14 protein-coding genes and 1 pseudogene are annotated in these 18,301 nt (G+C 53.8%); 10 read left to right on the forward strand and 5 right to left on the reverse strand.

From position 1 onward, the window contains the following. Nucleotides 1-347: 347 nt before the first annotated feature. From SH528x_RS23535 to SH528x_RS23565, 7 genes are all read left to right on the forward strand, one after another. The gene (locus SH528x_RS23535; protein ID WP_442505893.1) at nucleotides 348-1,523 is read left to right on the forward strand and encodes a methyltransferase domain-containing protein; all 1,176 of its coding nucleotides are present in this window, start codon (nucleotides 348-350) and stop codon (nucleotides 1,521-1,523) included. A 146-nt stretch (nucleotides 1,524-1,669) separates the two neighbouring features. Continuing rightward, the gene (gene arsS, locus SH528x_RS23540) at nucleotides 1,670-2,821 is read left to right on the forward strand and encodes an arsenosugar biosynthesis radical SAM (seleno)protein ArsS (protein WP_442505894.1); all 1,152 of its coding nucleotides are present in this window, start codon (nucleotides 1,670-1,672) and stop codon (nucleotides 2,819-2,821) included. Continuing rightward, a complete protein-coding gene (locus tag SH528x_RS23545; protein WP_442505895.1) occupies nucleotides 2,818-3,663 on the forward strand; it encodes a phosphate ABC transporter substrate-binding protein in 846 nt (281 codons plus the stop codon). Before arsS ends, SH528x_RS23545 begins: the two co-directional genes overlap by 4 nt. Continuing rightward, a complete protein-coding gene (pstC, locus tag SH528x_RS23550; RefSeq protein WP_442505896.1) occupies nucleotides 3,644-4,510 on the forward strand; it encodes a phosphate ABC transporter permease subunit PstC in 867 nt (288 codons plus the stop codon). The genes SH528x_RS23545 and pstC overlap by 20 nt, the downstream gene beginning before the upstream one ends. Beyond that, nucleotides 4,503-5,381, forward strand: coding sequence for a phosphate ABC transporter permease PstA (gene pstA, locus SH528x_RS23555; RefSeq protein WP_442505897.1), 879 nt, complete (start codon nucleotides 4,503-4,505; stop codon nucleotides 5,379-5,381). The genes pstC and pstA overlap by 8 nt, the downstream gene beginning before the upstream one ends. Continuing rightward, nucleotides 5,378-6,256, forward strand: coding sequence for a phosphate ABC transporter ATP-binding protein (locus SH528x_RS23560; RefSeq protein ID WP_442505898.1), 879 nt, complete (start codon nucleotides 5,378-5,380; stop codon nucleotides 6,254-6,256). The genes pstA and SH528x_RS23560 overlap by 4 nt, the downstream gene beginning before the upstream one ends. Before the next feature lie 234 nt (nucleotides 6,257-6,490). Then, nucleotides 6,491-7,165 carry a hypothetical protein gene (locus SH528x_RS23565; protein ID WP_442505899.1) on the forward strand — a complete coding sequence of 225 codons (675 nt, stop codon included), beginning with the start codon at nucleotides 6,491-6,493 and terminating at the stop codon, nucleotides 7,163-7,165. 248 nt (nucleotides 7,166-7,413) lie between these two features. On the opposite strand, the gene SH528x_RS23570 is transcribed toward SH528x_RS23565, so the two are convergent. The 3 genes from SH528x_RS23570 to SH528x_RS23580 form a co-directional block, all read right to left on the reverse strand. Then, complete coding sequence (locus tag SH528x_RS23570) at nucleotides 7,414-8,451, reverse strand: DUF3179 domain-containing protein (RefSeq protein ID WP_442505900.1); 1,038 nt, start codon at nucleotides 8,449-8,451, stop codon at nucleotides 7,414-7,416. 214 nt (nucleotides 8,452-8,665) lie between these two features. Next, nucleotides 8,666-11,359, reverse strand: a complete 2,694-nt coding sequence (locus SH528x_RS23575; protein ID WP_442505901.1) for a PQQ-dependent sugar dehydrogenase — start codon at nucleotides 11,357-11,359, stop codon at nucleotides 8,666-8,668. 32 nt (nucleotides 11,360-11,391) lie between these two features. Continuing rightward, nucleotides 11,392-12,237: a sugar phosphate isomerase/epimerase family protein gene (locus SH528x_RS23580; RefSeq protein WP_442505902.1), complete on the reverse strand. Its 846-nt coding sequence runs from the start codon at nucleotides 12,235-12,237 to the stop codon at nucleotides 11,392-11,394. Nucleotides 12,238-12,489: 252 nt separating this feature from the next. Between SH528x_RS23580 and SH528x_RS23585 the strand changes: the two genes are divergently transcribed. Together SH528x_RS23585 and SH528x_RS23590 are read left to right on the forward strand one after the other, a co-directional pair. Then, nucleotides 12,490-13,092 (forward strand): DUF2141 domain-containing protein, encoded by a 603-nt coding sequence (locus SH528x_RS23585; protein ID WP_442505903.1) that lies wholly within the window; start codon nucleotides 12,490-12,492, stop codon nucleotides 13,090-13,092. A 412-nt stretch (nucleotides 13,093-13,504) separates the two neighbouring features. Beyond that, a pseudogene (locus SH528x_RS23590) lies at nucleotides 13,505-14,485 on the forward strand (ISAzo13 family transposase); the annotation flags it as partial. A 58-nt stretch (nucleotides 14,486-14,543) separates the two neighbouring features. Here the strand turns inward: SH528x_RS23590 and SH528x_RS23595 are convergent. Further along, nucleotides 14,544-15,674 (reverse strand): EF-hand domain-containing protein, encoded by a 1,131-nt coding sequence (locus SH528x_RS23595; RefSeq protein ID WP_442505904.1) that lies wholly within the window; start codon nucleotides 15,672-15,674, stop codon nucleotides 14,544-14,546. Between the two features lie 271 nt (nucleotides 15,675-15,945). Next, nucleotides 15,946-16,698: a hypothetical protein gene (locus tag SH528x_RS23600; protein ID WP_442505905.1), complete on the reverse strand. Its 753-nt coding sequence runs from the start codon at nucleotides 16,696-16,698 to the stop codon at nucleotides 15,946-15,948. 268 nt (nucleotides 16,699-16,966) lie between these two features. On the opposite strand from SH528x_RS23600, the gene SH528x_RS23605 reads away from it, so the two are divergent. Further along, nucleotides 16,967-18,241: a prolipoprotein diacylglyceryl transferase gene (locus SH528x_RS23605; RefSeq protein WP_442505906.1), complete on the forward strand. Its 1,275-nt coding sequence runs from the start codon at nucleotides 16,967-16,969 to the stop codon at nucleotides 18,239-18,241. Nucleotides 18,242-18,301: the final 60 nt, after the last annotated feature.

An 18,301-nucleotide genomic window follows, 5' to 3' on the forward strand; every position in this document is an offset into this window, starting at 1 on the left:
CCGGGTATTGCGCCGGAACCTTGGCTAGCACCAAAACGGCCAATATGCTGAAAGACTCCTGCCGAACTGCTTAGATGCGGGCTGGATGGTCTTGGGACTGCAAACTACAGCGTCACGGAACGCCGCCGCCACCGTGCGTTGCCGCAGCGCATCGGTACAGCGAAAAACGAATGACGGGCTGCCATCGCGACAACGATCCTTCCCAATACGCAGCTGGCAAGGTGCATAAATCGCCGCAGTTCTCTGCCACTTATCAAAAATATCGCAATTTTTGTAAGGAACCTATCGGCTCACCGTCTCCCCATTCGAATTACCATGCCACTCGCATCCGAAGGGAAGTCGGTTCTATGAAAACAGCCTCGATTGACGAAAATCCAATTGCCGAGTTCTCGGTTTACGAGCGATACGCCGCGGCCGCACAAGCAGTCGAACCCGCACTTTGCTGTCCGGTCCAATACTCGACCGACTTGTTAAACGTGATCCCTCAAGAAATCATCGAACGGGACTATGGATGCGGCGACCCCACACCCTACGTTCGCTCGGGCGAAACGGTGTTGGATTTGGGCAGCGGCGGTGGCAAGTTGTGCTACATCGCAGCCCAGGTCGTCGGTCCCGCAGGACGCGTGATCGGGGTGGACTGCAACCGTGAAATGCTCGGACTCGCTCGGAAACATGCACCCGCGGTGGCTCAGCAACTCGGCTATGCAAACGTGGACTTTCGCTACGGTCTGATTCAGGATTTGGCTCTCGACCTGGATCAACTTGCCAGCGAATTGTCGCAGCATCCCGTGAACGATCCGGCGGGCTATCTGGCTCTGCGAAACACTGAAGAACGATTGCGTCGCGAGCGACCGCTCGTCGCCGACGATTCAGTCGATTGCGTTCTGTCAAATTGCGTTTTGAATCTAGTCCGACAACAGGACCGCCGCCAGTTGTTCGCCGAGATCTTTCGTGTCTTGCGTCGGGGTGGCCGCGCGGCGATCAGCGATATTGTCAGTGACGAGAGTGTCCCGCAGCGTCTGCAACAAGACCCGGAACTGTGGTCGGGATGCATCACCGGTGCGTTTCGTGAAGATGAGTTTCTCGAGGCATTCGAGGAAGCGGGCTTCCACGGAATCGAGATCGTCAAACGACAAAGTGAACCTTGGCGGACGGTGGAGGGAATCGAATTTCGCTCGGTAACGGTTGTCGCGCACAAAGGAAAGCAGGGGCCTTGTTTGGAACGAGGGCAAGCGGTGTCGTATCGCGGCCCATTCAAGAAAGTCGAAGATGATGACGGCCACACCTATTTCCGTGGTCAACGGATGGCAGTCTGTGACAAGACATTTAATCTGCTGCAGCAAGAACCGTACACTGACATGTTCGACGCGATCGAGCCACGCGAAACGGTGCCGTTGGACGACGCCAAGCCGTTTGATTGTCGGCGGAACGCGAGGCGTCATCCACGGGAAACGAAGGGTCTCGAATATCACGCGACCACCGCAGCGACCGAAGCCTGCAGCGACGAAGGCCCGTGCTGCTAAGCCGGTCAATAGCAGTCATTCAACCTAATGATCTGAGCCGACGGCACTAGCCGCGGGCACGTTTCAAATAGCAACGGCAGGCCCGCGGCTAGCGCCGTCGGCTCACTGGATGACTGACGTTGCACCGGTATACACCGAGCTTCCTGATGAGCAGGAAGCACTCTGCCTGCTGGCTACGTTTGCTCGAAACGCGGATTCCGCCGTCTGGTGACGGCAGCTACATTCCTAACACCCGCAACAACATGCATTTATCAACGCGACGACAGCAGAACGAACTCGCTAGTGCAGATGTACAGCGAGAAATCCTTGAGGGTGAAGCGAAGACGCGACAGCCTTACTTCAACCAAAAATTGCGATCGATCGGTCTATCGGGCCTTCGTGCAAGCGGTATCAAAGTGCTGCAGATCAACGTCGGCGAACCGAGCAATCGGACCGGCACGGCTTGGCGCATGGACTCAGCAACCGATCGTTCTAAGAGCATGTCGCGAGAAACCGCCGAGCAGATCATTGACGTGCTCGAGAACCACGACATTCCGACACTGGACATTTGCGGTGTCGCACCCGAGTTGAACCCGAACTTTCGCTGGCTCGTCAAGCAGGCACACATGCTTGGCCGCCACGTCATTGACCGTTGCAATTTGACGGTCCTGATGGACAACGACTCAAAGGACTTGCCCGGCTTTCTCGCGAAGCATGACGTTGAAGTCGTAGCGTCGTTGCCATATTCGATGGAAGTGGATCGCGATAGCCAACACAGCGACAAAGCTCTCAAACGTTTCATCGATGCACTGCGACGGTTGAACCGACTCGGATATGGCTATCCTGGGCTGGGGCGGAAGCTTACACTTGTTTACCACCCCGCGGGAATCACGCTGCCGCCATCGCAACATGAACTCGAAGCGACCTATCGTGACGAACTGAGTTCTCGTTACGACATTATCTTCTCTGAACTGCATGTGGTCACTCACCGGCCGATTAGCCGATTTCTTGATAACTTGCTCCGCAACGACCAACTCGATGAGTACATGCAAATGCTGATCGACAGCTTTAGTCCGCTCGCGGCTGAAAACGTGATGTGTCGTTCGATGCTTGCTGTGGATTGGCGAGGATACCTGTTCGATTGTGATTTCAACCAGAAGTTGAACATGGTGCTCTCTTCTGAATTGCCACAACATATTTCGCAGTTCGATGCTGAAAAACTTGGCGACCGCGTGATTCAAACAGGCAGGCATTGCTTTGGCTGCACCGCCGGTTGCGGATCGGCAGTGGTAAAACTTTCGACGCAGGATGCATCATGAATCCCCGGCCTCGCATGATTTGGGCAACCTCGTTGCTGCTCGCCGGCTTTTTGCCGTTTGCTTTCTCTGGATGCACATCGAACAATAACTCACGCAGTGACAACCAAATCGTCCTGACTGGTTCTAGCACGATCGCGCCTTTGGTAGGCGAGATTGCAAAAAGGTTTGAAACATTGCATCCGGGTGTTCGGGTCGATGTGCAAAGCGGCGGATCATCACGAGGCGTCGCTGACGTTCGACGCGGACTCGCCGACATCGGTATGGTCTCGCGAGAGCTAAAAGCCGAAGAACAAGACTTGGCTGCTTTCACGATCGCGCGCGACGGTGTTTGCATTATCGTGCATCGAGACAATCCAGTGACATCGCTCTCCGACGAGCAGGTTGTGGCCATCTACACGGGACGCACCCGAAACTGGAAAGACGTTGGCGGATTGGACGCACCCATTACTGTTGTCAACAAAGCCGAAGGCCGATCCACGCTGGAGTTGTTTGTCGGCCATTTCAACTTAGATAATGCTAAAATCGAAGCAGATGCCGTGATCGGTGATAACGAACAGGGCATCAAGACGGTCGCCGGTAACCCCAACGCGATCGGCTACGTTTCAATTGGGACCGCCGAATACGATGCCGCGCACGATGTCGCGATTAAACTGTTACCATTAGACGACGTAGAGGCATCCATCAAGAACGTGCGTGACGGTACATATCCTTTGTCGCGTCCATTGAATCTGGTCGTGAACGACGAGCCCAGCGGAATCGTGGCCGAGTTCATCGAGTTCGCTCGCTCTCAGGAGGTCAATCCAATCGTGCTGGAGCAGTACTTTGTCCCACTTTCGCAGTGATACCGTCCTTGTATGGCTGCTTCGCGGTTGCGGGCTTCTGACCGGAGCGATCTCGGTCGTGATCGTGGGGTTTCTGCTGATGGAATCATTCGCGGCACTTCGTGGCGTCGGAGTTTCGCGTTTCGTTTCTGACGCATCCTGGCACCCTTCGGCTGGGATGGCAAAGGGCCAATTCAATTTGGTGCCCATGATTGTGGCGACATCACTGGCAACTGCGGGTGCCGTTCTATTGGCCGCACCTCTTGGGGTCGGCTCTGCGGTATTTGCACATTTCTATGCACCGCGACGATTACGGCAACCATTCGGAAAAATGATCGAACTGCTCGCCGGGATTCCTTCGGTGGTCTACGGACTGTGGGGTCTGGTGGTGCTCGTTCCACTGATTTCGCGATGGCATCCTCCGGGAACCAGCCTACTGTCGGCGATCATCATTCTGACGATTATGATTCTACCGACGATCGCGTTGCTGGCGGGGGCAGCTTTCGACAATCTGCCGTCGGAGTACCTGCGAGCATCGGCGGCACTAGGACTTTCGCGCGGACGAACCCTTACTAGCGTCGTATTTCCAGCCGTTCGTTCGGGATTATTCACTGCGGTTCTACTGGGAACAGGCCGGGCGATCGGCGAGACGATGGCGGTGTTCATGGTCGCTGGTAATGTTGTCCAAAATCCGACCAGCATTTTCCAGCCGGTTCGTACGATTACGGCGAACATCGCGCTAGAGATGGCTTACGCAATGGATGGCCATCGCTCGGCATTGTTCGTGTGCGGGCTGCTGTTAATGGCGATGGTCATCATACTCGTCGGCTTCGCAGAATGGGTCAGTCAAGGGCGTATTCATGGCTAACACCTCCCAAACCTATTCGCGTTCAGCCATCAGCGTGTTATTTAATTCGCTGGCAACATGCATCGCATGGTCAATCGCAGCGTTGGTCAGTGGCGTCTTTCTTTGGATATTGGCTGACATCGTCATTGCAGGCCTGCCGTCGATCTCTTGGAGTTTTTTAACCGAAGCACCTCGGAATGCGGGACGCGATGGAGGGATTTTCCCCATCATCATTTCAACGCTACTGATCCTAATTGTTACAATGGTAGTGTCGGTGCCGCTGGGATTAGGAACGGCGATCTTACTGAGCGAGTTGACGCAGACGGAAAGCACCTTTGGAATCCTGGTGCGACGCAGTTTGGATGTTCTCGCAGGTGTGCCGTCGATCGTATTCGGACTGTTTGGCAACGCATTTTTCTGTATCTACTTGGGGCTCGGGTTTTCGATTTTGTCGGGCGGCCTCACGCTTTCGTGCATGGTGCTGCCGATCCTGATACGAGCGACCGAGGAAGGTTTCCGATCGGTTCCGAACGAATATCGCATGGGTGCCGCGGCGTTGGGGTTATCTCGAACCGCGACACTTTTGCAACTGTTGTTGCCAGCCGCGGCGCCAGGGATCATCGTTGGATTGGTGCTGGGCATCGGCCGCGCATTAGCTGAGACGGCGGCGTTGATCTTTACAAGCGGATACGTTGACCGTGTCCCCAGTTCGCTTTCGGATTCTGGACGTGCTCTATCGGTTCACATTTTTGACCTGTCGATGAATGTCGCAGGCGGTGATCGCCATGCGTATGCATCCGCATTGGTACTGATTGCAATTTTGTTGGTCATCAACGCGACCGCAAGCTGGACTGCAAACCGTTGGCTGAGAAAAAGGATCGTGGTGACATGAATTTAGAGAATAGAAACCAGCAAAAACGAAATGGCTGCGACCGCGCATCTTGTCCGGAAGGCAACGAATTCACGATTGGTCCAATCGATACAGGGCCGCCCTGTTGTATCCCCGAACCGTTTATCGAAGTTAGCGACCTTGCGGTTCACTACGGCAGCGCTCGCGTCCTGGGCGGAATCTCGCTGACGATCAACCGAGGCTGTGTGACCGCGTTGATCGGTCCGTCGGGCTGCGGAAAGACGAGTTTCCTGAGCAGTTTGAACCGCATGAGCGACATGATTCCCGGATGCCGGGTCGAGGGCAACATCTCGATTGGCTCACTCGATGTGCGAGCGACGAAGGACGTGATCTCGCTCCGCCGCCGCGTCGGAATGATTTTCCAAAAGCCCAACCCGTTCCCTCTTTCGATCCGCAAGAATATCGAAATGCCCTTGAAGGAACACGGAATACGGCAGCGAAGTGAACGTGCGGAAATCCTAGAGAGCGTTCTCGAAGACGTCGGATTGTGGACCGAGGTGAAGGATCGATTGGACTTGTCCGCATTGTCGCTCTCGGGTGGCCAACAGCAACGGCTTTGCATTGCACGTGCTCTTGCGCTTCGTCCCGAAGTTCTGTTGATGGATGAGCCGTGCAGTGCGCTGGACCCGTTGGCCAGCAGCGTTGTTGAAGAGTTACTAGTTCGTTTCCGAGGACGGTACACCGTTGTTATCGTGACACACAACTTGCAACAAGCACGACGCGTCGCCGATTACGCCGCATTCTTTTGGGCAACCGATGGCACGGGGACATTGATCGAGCACGGAACCGGGGCACGCATCTTCGACGAACCACAGCAACCGTTGACGTTAGCCTATGTCAACGGAAAAGCGGGTTAGAAACACGCGGCGCTGTGAGTTGTCTCACAGACAGCGTCGCTTTTCATGTCGAAACTTTGACACTTCTTGGTGAACGCGCCTCCTGGTTCCCGAGGCTCCTGCCTGGGAACGAGAAATTTTTACTGGCGCTCACCGAGAAGCTTAAATTTTTCCGTGTAAGGAATCACCGTTCAGTCCGTCTTTCCAGTGCTGTAAGAAAACTGTTCAACACTCGATTCTAAAAAGAGAGACACAATGACCTGCAATCACTCTAAATCCCGCTTGTCCAAGACTCGCACATTTTTGATGTTCGCGACCACCGTTGCATTTGCGACACTGTTGTCAACCAACGCGGATGCTCAATCCGGTAGCCGATCCAGGCCAGCTGCAACATCGTCGGCTGCGCCGTCAGGCAGCGGTACAAAAACGAACGCCGGTGCGGTAGCCATGCAAGGCTATTGTCCTGTATGCGTCATCGAAATGAAAAAATGGGTCAAGGGAAATCCGCAATTTGCTGCACCGTATGACGGCAAGAACTATCTTTTTCCCAGCGAAGAACAGAAGCAGATGTTCGTGAGTAATCCAGCAAAATACACCCCCATCCTCGGTGGCGATTGCGTTGTCGCACTCGTGGAAATGGGAAAGCGAGTTCCTGGCAGCCTTCAATATGCTGCCTTGCATGAAGATCATCTCTACTTGTTCTCGAACGAAAATGCGAAAGAGATGTTTCTATCCAACAAGGAAAAATATGCTCACGCTGACGTCGCACTTGGCGGCAAGTGCACAGTGTGTCGCGTTGAAATGAATCAGGACGTCGATGGCGTCGCTGAGTTCACCAGCTTCTACAAAGGCATGCGGTATCAATTCCCCGGTAAAGATCAACAACAAATGTTCTATCGGAATCCAGCGAAGTACGAAGTCAAAAAGTAGAAGCGTTGCCAAGACTTGCCTCACTGTAGGCGTCGTGAATTCATCACGCAAAGCTCGCAAGGACAGATTTCTGCTTGCAAGCTTTGCGTGATAGCCGTCCACGTCTCGCGTCGCGTCCTAAGCGATGGGATGAATCCCATTAGCTGCTTGAACGTTAGCCCCAGTTGAGCTTAGAAACTTTGGCTAGCGCCAAAACAGCTGATAAACCGGAAGACTTTTACGTACCTGCTTATTGCCGCCAACCGCATTTACTGGTTGTTGCCACTGACCTGTTTGTCGAATACATCCGTGTGCGGATGCATTGCATACCACGCGTACCAGAACGAATTCATCCATTGCAATGATGGGGCTGATTCAATCACACGCAACGAGTTCGTTTCTCGGTCAACTTGGATCACGATCGACGCCTCGCCCAATGAATCGCGAATCACTTTTTCGCCATCGCCCAGCTGAGCAATCGAATACGCGCGAGCCTGGCCGTCCGGAGTCCATACACCCAGAACGGGCGTCTTCGCGGGAAGCCAATCCTTCGATGGCGTTGCCGGAAACATCAACCGTGGCGTAGAAAAATAGTTCGCATAAGGATTCTTCCGGTAGTTGCGGCGATGGCCTGTTTGGTCTGAGACCACTTTGGTTTGCGGGTTTCGCGATCGCCAATCGGACCAAGTCGTCAATTCCATTGGCAACGCCTTCAGCTTCTGTCCCGCAGCCGGTCCCGTCACTCCCTGTGCTTTTACTTGTGACCAAAGACTCTCCGTCTGACCGCCACGATCGTACATCAGCACGTTGCTGTTGTAGAGCAAACCCGACACGCCAAACTCACGTTCACCCAGCGGCGTCCGGCGATCGAACACCGCAGCTGAGTCGCACAGCGGACAATAGGTCACCACGATGGGTGTCTCGCCTATTCGGTCATTGATGATCTCGTGATAATTCAGGATCTTCAAGGGATAGGCCCGCGATTCGTCTTGAAGGACGACTCCCACGACTCGATCGTTGTCCTTCAAGTAGAGAGCCGCACTGGGTTTCACAAATAACGGATTCGACAACGCGGGGATCCCATCTTTTGGCGGCCCGCCCGAACGAATCTCTTGAATGGGTATCGTCGATTGACGCAAGTCAAAACTTTCCAGCGGCCCCGAAAACTGAACACTTTTTAGATCTAATTCTCGATTCCTGGGCTGACTTGGTTTTCGCGATTCTGCCAGCAGAATCGCGACAGAAGCACCAGCAACGATTGCAACGCATGAAAGTCGAAACTGATGTGCTCTTGATAGCTTTAGCATCGGAACTGCCTCGAAATAGGAAATATTTTGACACTTCACGGTGAACGCCACCACGAGAGTGAGCGGCGCCCTCGTTGTAAGCGTTTAACGGGCGGGCATCCGTGAGGCAGTTCACGGAAGTTCGTCTTCGTTGGTAACGGTTTCAGAGCAGAAGGCGACGTTCCGGCCGCGGGGCGCGGCAATGCATTCCTGAGTGCGCGGAGAACTCGCGGCGTTAGGGCTTGGGATTACAGAGAAGCGAATCGAGGTTCATTAGCCCGCCACGATTTTCAGCGTTCTTGAATACGACATAGAGCGAATCGCGTGCACTCGAATTCTTCAATCCGATTGTCTTCTCATAGAAATCTTCCCAGTTACCGTTCACTTCCACCGAGGTTCGCCCCAACAAATCGCCCGTGGCACTTCCGCGACGAATTTCGATATCGCCCCCGGCCCCTGCACTCGCAACCCTTACCGAAATCGAGCTGACTTCGTCCAAGGGAAGGTTGTTAAACTTCAAGTATCCATCATGCTCAATTGCACCGACAAACTTTTCCCCCTCAGCTTTACTCGATCCCAGCGGACGAGCCCCTTTAATTTCATCCGCTGACTCGGCTTGTAGTTTACGGCTGCGAAGTGTCAGCACGGCGGTTGCGGAAAGTTTAGGAATCTCATCACGACCAAGATCGGTGTAGGTCGCCTCTAACCGAATCCGATTGGTTTTGTCGGTGGCAACCAATTCGTTATTGAAACCTTGTGCGGAGGGATTAGCCGAGTCGGGGCTGACCGAAAAAACGTATTCGACCATTTGCTGGACTTCGGCTGGCGTGTGCTGCGAATGCGGTAACATCGCGACTTTGCCCCACACACCGGTCGAGCCTTCCATGACCCGCTTGATCGACAATTCGAGTTGGTGCGGTTGGTCCTTGTACTTTTTGGCGATCTCGACAAAGGCAGGGCCAACCAACAATCGGTTTGCTGCGTGGCAATTTAAACAGTCACTTTTGCGAATCATCGCCAAGCCTGGCGGCACATTGTCGGCCGCTGCGTCGTTGTCGGAGGCTACCGGGACGGCTTCGACGAACAAACGCGATGCGGCAGTAGAATCAATCGGATCGATCTCCAGTTCTTCAGCCTCGTCAAAGTCGCTTGTACCATCTTCGTTATCGCGAACGACAAGACTGAATCGAATCGGTTGTCCAGGCGTGAAGAAATCACCCTCAGCTGGGCTGAGGAATTCGACATTCGGTCGCGAATTTCCAACGATCACCGGCAGCGACGTGACGCTCGCGGCGCCCGCAGGGTCACTTACTTTTAATTCAATCGTATAGACACCCGGTTCTGAAAACGAATGAGCGACAACGGACTGATCACCGATGTCATAGCGTTTGGCCCCCTCGGTACTGCTGCGGACGGCGGTCCATCGGTAGGTCAGTGCGTCCCCGTCTTTGTCGAACGACTCGTCAGCAGAAAAGTGAGTTTCGATCGGTTCGCGTCCGACATTATTCTTGACACTGGCCACAGCGACCGGAGCACGATTGCCGCGAACGTAGTCAATGCGTACCAAGCGAGCATCGGGATTTACACCCCATGTCTCTCCATATTCGATCACATACAAGGCACCGTCGGCGCTGAATTGTAGATCGATTGGACGAGCGAATTTAGTATCTGGCATAAAAGGTTCAAGCCGCTGGACGTTGGAGTCTTCATCCAGGTGTACGGCGATGATCCAGTGACGCGACCACTCGTACGCAAATAAGGTTCGGTTGTAAGCGGACGGGAATTTTGTTGTGGAAGCGTTATTTTCGTCGAAGTAATAAACGGGACCGGCGCATGCCGTTCGTCCTCCGCTGCCAACTTCGGGAAAAACATCGGTGGCTGCGGCGGGATAGTAGATCATCGCCGGTTTAACGGGCGGCAGCTCTTTTGACCCGGTGTTGTTAATCGATTCGTTGATGGGATGTGCAGGATCTTGGGGCGGGCCGAACAATCCAGTGACAAAGTCAACGATCGAATACGCTGCGTTGTTTCCGATGAAATAGGGCCAGCCATAGTTGCCGGCCGTGCGAGCTTGATTGACTTCGTCGTAACCTCGCGGGCCACGATCACTTTCGCCGCCAGCGTCGGGACCAACGTCGCCCCAGTACAGATAGCCGGTTCGAGGGTCGACACTAATTCGCCAAGGGTTGCGACATCCCATGACGAAAATTTCGGGATGCCCGATCGTGCCGTCTTTGGGAAACAGATTGCCGTCGGGGATGGTGTAAGTCCCATCCGCTTCGGGGTGAATTCGCAACACTTTGCCATTATAGCTTTTCGTGTTCCCCGCAGATCGCTGCGCATCCCAAGGCTCACGATCGGGCCGCTGGTCAATCGGTGCGTATCCGTTGGAATCGTTAAAGGGATTAGTGTTGTCGCCGGTTCCGATATACAGATTTCCGTCGGGCCCAAACTCCATTGATCCCGCGTGGTGACAACACTCGCGTCGTTGTTCTTCGTACGAGAAAAGCTGTTTCTCGCTCTGCATGTCCAATTGGTTCTCCACGATCGTGAACCGACTAATCCGCTGGCCAGAGAAATCCGGCGGCGAATATTGCAGGTAAACCCAATTGTTATCGGCAAAATTGGGATCGAGTGCCAAGCCGATCAGTCCGTTCTCCTGAGCCGTGGTCACACTCAGTTCACCAACCACATCGACGTTGCCCGACTTCGGATCGATCTGTTTTAAAACACCGCCCAACTCGATCAAAAAGATTCGTCCGTCGGGCGCAATGTCCAGCTCCATCGGCTGAATCAGCTTCCCAGCGACGATCGTTTTCTCGAATCGGCTCGGGTCAACTTCTTCCGCAACAACCACCGTCGTCGCAATCGCCGACAAGACAAGCGACAGCGTGAATCCACGAAGGTGGTTGGGCAACGATTTCAGCATCGATAGACCTGGTGTGCGGCAGGGAGAGAGAGTTACGCGAGCAATTCGCTTTTCAGCTTGTTCAACAAGTCAATCGCATGACTGATCTCTTGCTTTTGACGCTCGGGATCTTGCGGAATTTCACGCTCGATGGTCAAGGGACCGGTGTAGCCGATTTCTTTTAGCGTTTGCAAGTACTTGCGAAAATCAACAGCGCCTTGTCCAAGCGGGACTTCGGCACCCCAGGTTTCACCTGGCTTGTCGCTCCACGTTGCGTCTTTGCAGTGGATGCTACGAACGTGTTTGGCGACTCTTTTCAAGGCTTCGATCGGTTCGCCGCTGCCGTACAGAATCATGTTGGCGGGGTCGAAATTGATTTTCAGATTTTCGCGTTTGACTTGTTGGATAAACTCGAGCAAACCTTCGGCGGTTTCTTGGCCAGTTTCCAAGTGCAAATATTGCTGATTGTTACTGCAATAGTCGCACAGTTTCCGTGTGACTTCGACGATGTCCGCATAACCTTCGTCGTTGGGGCTTTCGGGCACGAAACCGAGATGAAGCGCCACGGTGTCGCAGCCAAGGTGCTTGGCAAAGTCCGAGATTTCAAACATTTCCTCGAGTCGACTCTGCCGCGTTTCGACGGGCACCAAACCAATGGTTTTTACGACCGTGGGGATATCTGCATAACTTTCGCCTTCAAAGCCGCCGAACACTGCGGTGCAGCGAACGCCAAGCTCGCTCAATTGCGCCTTCAACGACCCGGCTGATTCAGCGGTCCGGTTGCCTGGATGGGGAGCGTGCAATTGAATCGTCGGAACTTTCAATTCTGAAATAACGTTCCAACCAACTCCGAGTCCTGCATCAACCGATGCGAACACTCCAATGGGCCAATTTTCCATATTGAATCTCTACTGCGAAAAAGGACGATGACAATGGATACAACAGCCTAATAGGTCACCGGACTGAAAACAATCGTATGCGTGTTGCGGGCAATCGCCGGAGTGCTGCCCCAAAACCAAAAACACGATAGAATGGCACAGCGATCGACGTTGATCTGAACGGGCATCGATGCCGATCAAAACTGGCCGACGCGTTCGCCAACACGCCAAATCGACTTATCCGCCTCGTAGCAAGCTCGCAGCAAGAAAAACATGCAGAACCAAGACGAAGTAAACTTTACTGAAACTGTCACGGATAGAAAGCCAGAGAGTTTGTGGGCTCAAAATCACGGCAATGTATTTCTGATGTTTTTGGCAGGACTGGTCGTTTTAGGTTCCATGATCCTGCTGTACCGACAATCACGTTTCGTCGCGCCACGTTTTCCTGCGGAAACATTGCGAGGCGAAGCGGCGGCGAACGAAGAAGAAGCGAGATTGGCCGGTAACACCGAGATCGCAGGATCGGTCGCTTTAGGTATCGATGGAGCGGATGGCGACGAGGGTGCGCTGATGATTGCGATCTACGGATCCAAGGAAACCTTTGCCAACCAAGCCGATCCGCAGTGGTCTGAAAGAACGCCGTTACAAAACGGAACGGCCGTTGTCACGCTGGCACTTGAAGGCTTGCCCGAGGAATTCGCAATCGTTGCCTTTCATGACCAAAACGACAACGGGCAATTTGATGCCGATTCGACCGAGCGAATTGGTTTCTCAGGCACGCTGAAGCATGACGAGCTGGCGAAAAAAGACGCCTTTAAAAAGGCCCTGATCAAGCGTCCCGTTGAAGGAGAAATCATAACAATCTCGCTTCAATAAGGACGGTGCGGAAGAGAGTGTCGTTGATCGCTCGGGACGTGAAATGTATTACTGACGGATGTCTATGCTAGCAAAGTCGCGGCGGGACAGGAATGGAAATTGCGGCCCATGTCTGGAGTGTTCAATCTATTTCACTTCAACATCCACGGAGGATGGACATGATTCAAAATGATTCATTACTGGCTCCTGAAAAGGAGGAACAAATCAAGGCGGTTTTCAACTCCCTTTCCGAGAAAAACAAGCGGCGTTACGCTGCCTCCCTGTCGTTGACCCTGCCACATGGCGGGTGTGAGTATCTCAGTCAACTTCTAGGTTGTTCGCATTCCACTATCACTCGTGGGCGAGCTGAACTTGAGCGTCTTAGCAATGCAGACGACCCCGCAGAAGGTAGAGTCCGGAAGAAGGGGGCCGGACGACCAAAAAAGAAGAGGCTCATCCGGAGGTTCTCGATGAGTTAGATGAGATTCTCGATGAGCGAACCGCAGGAAGCCCAACGGACTGTACCGTTCACTGGACTTGTCTTTCCATCAGCGAAATCACGAAACGATTGTGCGAGGCTTGCACTTCCATCTCTCGTCCTGTGGTGGCTCGTCTGTGTCGCGAGAGGAACCTCCGAAAGCGACAACAAGTCAAATCGGTGACCAAAGCTCCCAGCCGTAACCGTGATGAGCAGTTCGGCATTATTGATCAGATGCGAAAGCGGTTTCGCCGTACAAAAGACGCGGTTCTGAGTATCGACAGCAAACAGAAAGAACTGCTGGGTAACGTCCATCGACCGGGTGAAGTTCTTGCCGATGGTCCGATTGATGTGCTCGATCACGCGCTGCCTTCTTACGCCCAAGCGGAGGTGATCACCCACGGGATCTACGCTCCACAACAGAATATTGCCCACATGAATCTAAACACCAGCCATGACACTGGAGCCTTTTCTTGCCATAGTCTGGGATGGTTTTGGAAACACATCGGCCGCCAACTGTTCTCCACGGCTGATCGAATCCTTGTGCTGCTGGACTGTGGTGGGAGCAACAGCAATAAATCAAGTACTTTTAAGTGGCACTTGGGACGTTTGTCAGCTGAGTTCGGGTTACCAATTCAGGTGGCGCACTACCCGGTTTTTTGTTCCAAATACAACCCTATCGAACGTCGCGTTTTTCCGTGGGTCGAGCGGGCCTATAGCGGTCAGCTCTTTACAGCACTTCGGGAGATGGTCATGGCAATTGAATCCCGGGCCACAACCTCAACAGGGCTCGTGACAACCGGCCACATCATCCAAAAGTCATTTACGCCAGCATCACGGAAACAGATCCAACGCACCAAGGACCCTCCTGTAGAATACCTCACGGATCTGCCGGAATATAACTACCGGCTTACACCAGAAATGCATCAACAATAGATTTCACGTCCCCCGCGATCCAACGTGATGATCGCGGAGCGATCAACGACAACAATTACTATTTCGAGCGTGACTGCATCCACGAGGCATATTCGACGATGGTCACGCGACCATCACGGTTGCCATCGGCGGCGGCAGGACTCATCAACATCGTCGACCATTCCGATGCCGTTAACGCTTCGTCTTTGTTTTTGTCGTAGCGAGCAATGATTCGCTCGGCATACTTGATCAGCTTCTCATCCGGCTTCTCACCTGACGAGCTCGATGCCGCAGGCGATGTCGAGGCAGAGGATGATGACGCATCGGACGAAGACGACGTCTCCGATGTGCTCACCATTTGACTGCCAAGCTCGACCGCTTTCCTCGCTTCTTCGACTGTAATAACGCCATCGCGGTTCAGATCCGACCTAAAGAACTCAGCGACGGTATCGTCGGACCATTCGCTGGCGAATTCCGCCATTTCGACTTGTCCGTCTCCATTGGCGTCTTTGTCGGTAAAGAAACCTGGGGTCCCTTCGGGTAGCGAAGAGGTTGAAGTCACGCGATACGATTGGCGTCCACTATAGATGTCAACTTCTTTGACCTCACTTTTGCGACCACGGTCACGGTTGCGGCTTTCTTCGCGTTTTCGCTCCGCTTCGTGCACCTCACTGACTTCGCGTCGGCGTGCATAGCGAACCGCCAATTCACTTGCGGAAAGCTGACCATCGCGATTGCGATCAAAATCAAGTGGGTTGCCACCGAATCGTCCTCGCGACAACTCTTCTTTTGACAACAAACCGTTGCGATCGCGATCAAATTCACGCATTCGTTCTTCGGCGTCTTGCTTGTCCTTGGCACTGATTTCGACCGACATCAATTCAGACGCCGCTCCAAACCCTAGCAGTGGCGTGGGTTCGACTTCGACACCGAATCCCGGCACGAGTAGTTCTGCGGTCCACGCCTCTTCGCTGCTATCACGACGGCGGTCGCTGCCACCGCGATCTCGCCCGCGGTCGTCGCCCCCTCCACTGTCGCGCTGCTCGCGCATCTTCTCGAAACCCTTGACGATTTTGTCAAGCGGAACAGGCTTGCCAGGCACCACGCTGCTGTCGGATTGCTGGATTCGGCTAATGATGAATTGGGCCGGCCCTACTTGCTCGTCGGGATCGAGCACGCCGTTGCCATTGGAATCAAGCCGCTCGAGCATCGATTTTGGGTCAAACCCACCTGAAGGTCCCCCACGGCCTCGATCCCCGCCCCCTCGATCCCCACCACGGTCTGAGCCACCTCGATCCCCGCCTCGGCCACGATCCGATCCCCCACGGTCAAAACCCTGAGCGAACGCCGGAGCCGCGTAAAATAGCGAACTGGCTAGGAGGATACAAAAAGAAGCAGCGATAGGTCGTGTTGTATTCATGCTTGATTAAACCACGCCGAAAAGAAAAGGTTCCGCTGCGGTTATTGTAATCAAACCTTACTTATTCGCCTGTTCCGCTTAACGGCACTTCGTGGTAGAGAGCCAGCATACCGCCGATTTCGTCGATTTGCTTCCTGTCCGCTTCGCTCAACGTGGAAATGAACGCGTGCTGGGATCGGAAGCGATCGGTATTGACTCCGCGACGGATCGTGAGCGTTGTTTCTTTGGGGATTTTGCCGTCGGTGGCGATCCGTTGACTAAGCGTCATGCGAGCAAAAGGAGGCAAACCGCGGCGGTGCACCAGGTTCAACCGAGAGGCCAGATCCACAAATTGGCCATAACGCACTGCCATGCCGGCATCGGAGGGGGATTCGACCTTGGTTTGATAGCGAGCATCGCCATAGGAAATCGAATATTTGTCTGCCTCTAATTCGGGAGCAGCCAGAATGCCAAGCCGTTCTTGTTCTTGTTGGTCGCGATTTCCGGCAGCCGTGCGAGCTTGAGCGGTAATTCGCACCAAATCCTCGGTGCTGATCGTGGTTCGTGTTTTTGCATTGCGATCGAGCAAAATCACCCGATTTCGATCGGAATCGTACACGGTGACGTAGCGGTCTGGAATTTCCGCCACATCGTAAGCCAAATTACCTGCAAATAGGATCAAGTGCTTTGCAGAGGGCTCGGGTTTCGAGTTTTCGAAGATTTCCGTCGTGACGCGAAAATCGACTGCGTTTACGAAGGGGCTGGCTGCGATGGAAAAGACCATTATTGCGAGCCAACTCGCCATTCTGCTGCGGTGCTTTTGCATTGGAAGCATGACCATCCCTGGATACGATAAACGAAACATCCACTCGATGTTTCTTTGGATTTCGAGGCATCCACCTGGACGCTTTCACCGCTAACAGCGTAGAAAATACGCCGACAACACGTCCAGCCCAACCCAATCACAGCCGTGCCGCCCAAAACAGCCCCGTTCAGGGGGCGATCTCGGGCGGCCAATGTGAAATCGCGGATGCAGTCGGTTTGCATCCGAAGCCGGAGGTTCGACGTGTGATTTACGCCTATTTACGCAAAGACAATGGCACATGCGCCGCACACTCTTACTGATTCCTCACGAAATTGCCGGTTTACCGATCTTCGGGTTCGGTTGGGTTTTGATCTTTTTGGTCGTTGCCTTGGTGGTACGTGGCGTGATGGTCAATCGCCGAGGTGGATCCGTCGGTAGCTTTCTTGCGACCGAAGGTTTGATGTGGGGCTTGTTTGCCGCCTCAGTCGCCTACGTGCTGCCCACTGTTGAATTGAAGAATGTTTCGGGCGAACCGGTTGGAATGGCGATCCGCGGATACGGAGTGATGCTGCTCGTCGGCGTACTTTCGGCCGTCGGATTGGCCATGGTTCGAGCAAAGCGGCGTGGGATCGATCCCGACGCGGTTCTGAACATGGCGCCTTGGGTTTTCATCGGTGGGATCGCCGGTGCTCGGCTGTTTTACGTCGTGCAGTACCACGATCACTTTATTGTCGATTCGTTTGCCGAAACCGTCCGCCGAATGCTGACGTTCACCGAAGGCGGTTTGGTCGTCTACGGTTCCTTCATTGGCGGTTTTTTGGCAGGCAGTTACTACATATCGCGTCACCATTTGCCACTATTAAAACTTGGTGATGCAATTGTGCCGTGTATGTTCCTCGGTTTGTTTTTTGGTCGCATCGGCTGTCTGATGAACGGTTGTTGCTACGGTGGTCAGTGCGAAGATTATTGGGCGGCACTGCAGTTTCCGGCAGGCAGCCCGGTTTATCAGGATCAGGCTCTGCGTGGTGATCTCGTCGGTATGCGGTTTGATCCAACGTCGGGCAAAGTCTCACATGTCGGCATCGGCAGTCTTGCCGAGCAGGATGGGGTCAAAGTAGGCAGCACCGTAGAGCAAATTCGTTTGGACGACCGATACCGAGAAGGATTTTCAAAAGACTTGCCTGGCGAACAAGCTCCTCGTGGCATCGTGGCGATGATTGACGGAAAAATCTATCGCTGGACGCCCGACCAACTGCCCAAGCGTGCGATCCCCGTTCAACCCGCCCAGTTGATCAGCAGTGTCTCGGCGATCATTTTGTGTTTGGTGCTGTGCGCTTTGTCGTATGTATTGCGGCGCGACGGATTGGTGATGTTGGTGGGGTTCGCAGCCTATGCAGTGATGCGATTCGTCTTGGAAATGATTCGCGTGGACGAACAGGGACAATTTGGTACCGAGCTGTCCATATCACAGTGGGTTAGCATCGGTGTCTTGATCTGCTCAATCGTGGCGGCAATTTGGCTGTATGGTCGAAAGCACGACGATGTGGGGCGTTCGGTTGCCGAGCCGACTTGATTCCCGTCGAGCGTGTGGCGAACATGCAAAAATGGTATCCTAGAATTAAGATGCAAGCGT

The organism is Novipirellula methanifontis, from assembly GCF_052161655.1.
Lineage (GTDB): Bacteria > Planctomycetota > Planctomycetia > Pirellulales > Pirellulaceae > Novipirellula.

Bases quoted from the DNA above. Each gene is read 5' to 3' on its own strand.
- SH528x_RS23535 (WP_442505893.1), top strand. From the start codon at position 348: ATGAAAACAGCCTCGATTGACGAAAATCCAATTGCCGAGTTCTCGGTT.
- arsS (WP_442505894.1), top strand. From the start codon at position 1,670: ATGAGCAGGAAGCACTCTGCCTGCTGGCTACGTTTGCTCGAAACGCGG.
- SH528x_RS23545 (WP_442505895.1), top strand. From the start codon at position 2,818: ATGAATCCCCGGCCTCGCATGATTTGGGCAACCTCGTTGCTGCTCGCC.
- pstA (WP_442505897.1), top strand. From the start codon at position 4,503: ATGGCTAACACCTCCCAAACCTATTCGCGTTCAGCCATCAGCGTGTTA.
- SH528x_RS23560 (WP_442505898.1), top strand. From the start codon at position 5,378: ATGAATTTAGAGAATAGAAACCAGCAAAAACGAAATGGCTGCGACCGC.
- SH528x_RS23565 (WP_442505899.1), top strand. From the start codon at position 6,491: ATGACCTGCAATCACTCTAAATCCCGCTTGTCCAAGACTCGCACATTT.
- SH528x_RS23570 (WP_442505900.1), bottom strand. From the start codon at position 8,451: ATGCTAAAGCTATCAAGAGCACATCAGTTTCGACTTTCATGCGTTGCA.
- SH528x_RS23575 (WP_442505901.1), bottom strand. From the start codon at position 11,359: ATGCTGAAATCGTTGCCCAACCACCTTCGTGGATTCACGCTGTCGCTT.
- SH528x_RS23580 (WP_442505902.1), bottom strand. From the start codon at position 12,237: ATGGAAAATTGGCCCATTGGAGTGTTCGCATCGGTTGATGCAGGACTC.
- SH528x_RS23585 (WP_442505903.1), top strand. From the start codon at position 12,490: ATGCAGAACCAAGACGAAGTAAACTTTACTGAAACTGTCACGGATAGA.
- SH528x_RS23595 (WP_442505904.1), bottom strand. From the start codon at position 15,674: ATGCTCGAGCGGCTTGATTCCAATGGCAACGGCGTGCTCGATCCCGAC.
- SH528x_RS23600 (WP_442505905.1), bottom strand. From the start codon at position 16,698: ATGCTTCCAATGCAAAAGCACCGCAGCAGAATGGCGAGTTGGCTCGCA.
- SH528x_RS23605 (WP_442505906.1), top strand. From the start codon at position 16,967: ATGCGCCGCACACTCTTACTGATTCCTCACGAAATTGCCGGTTTACCG.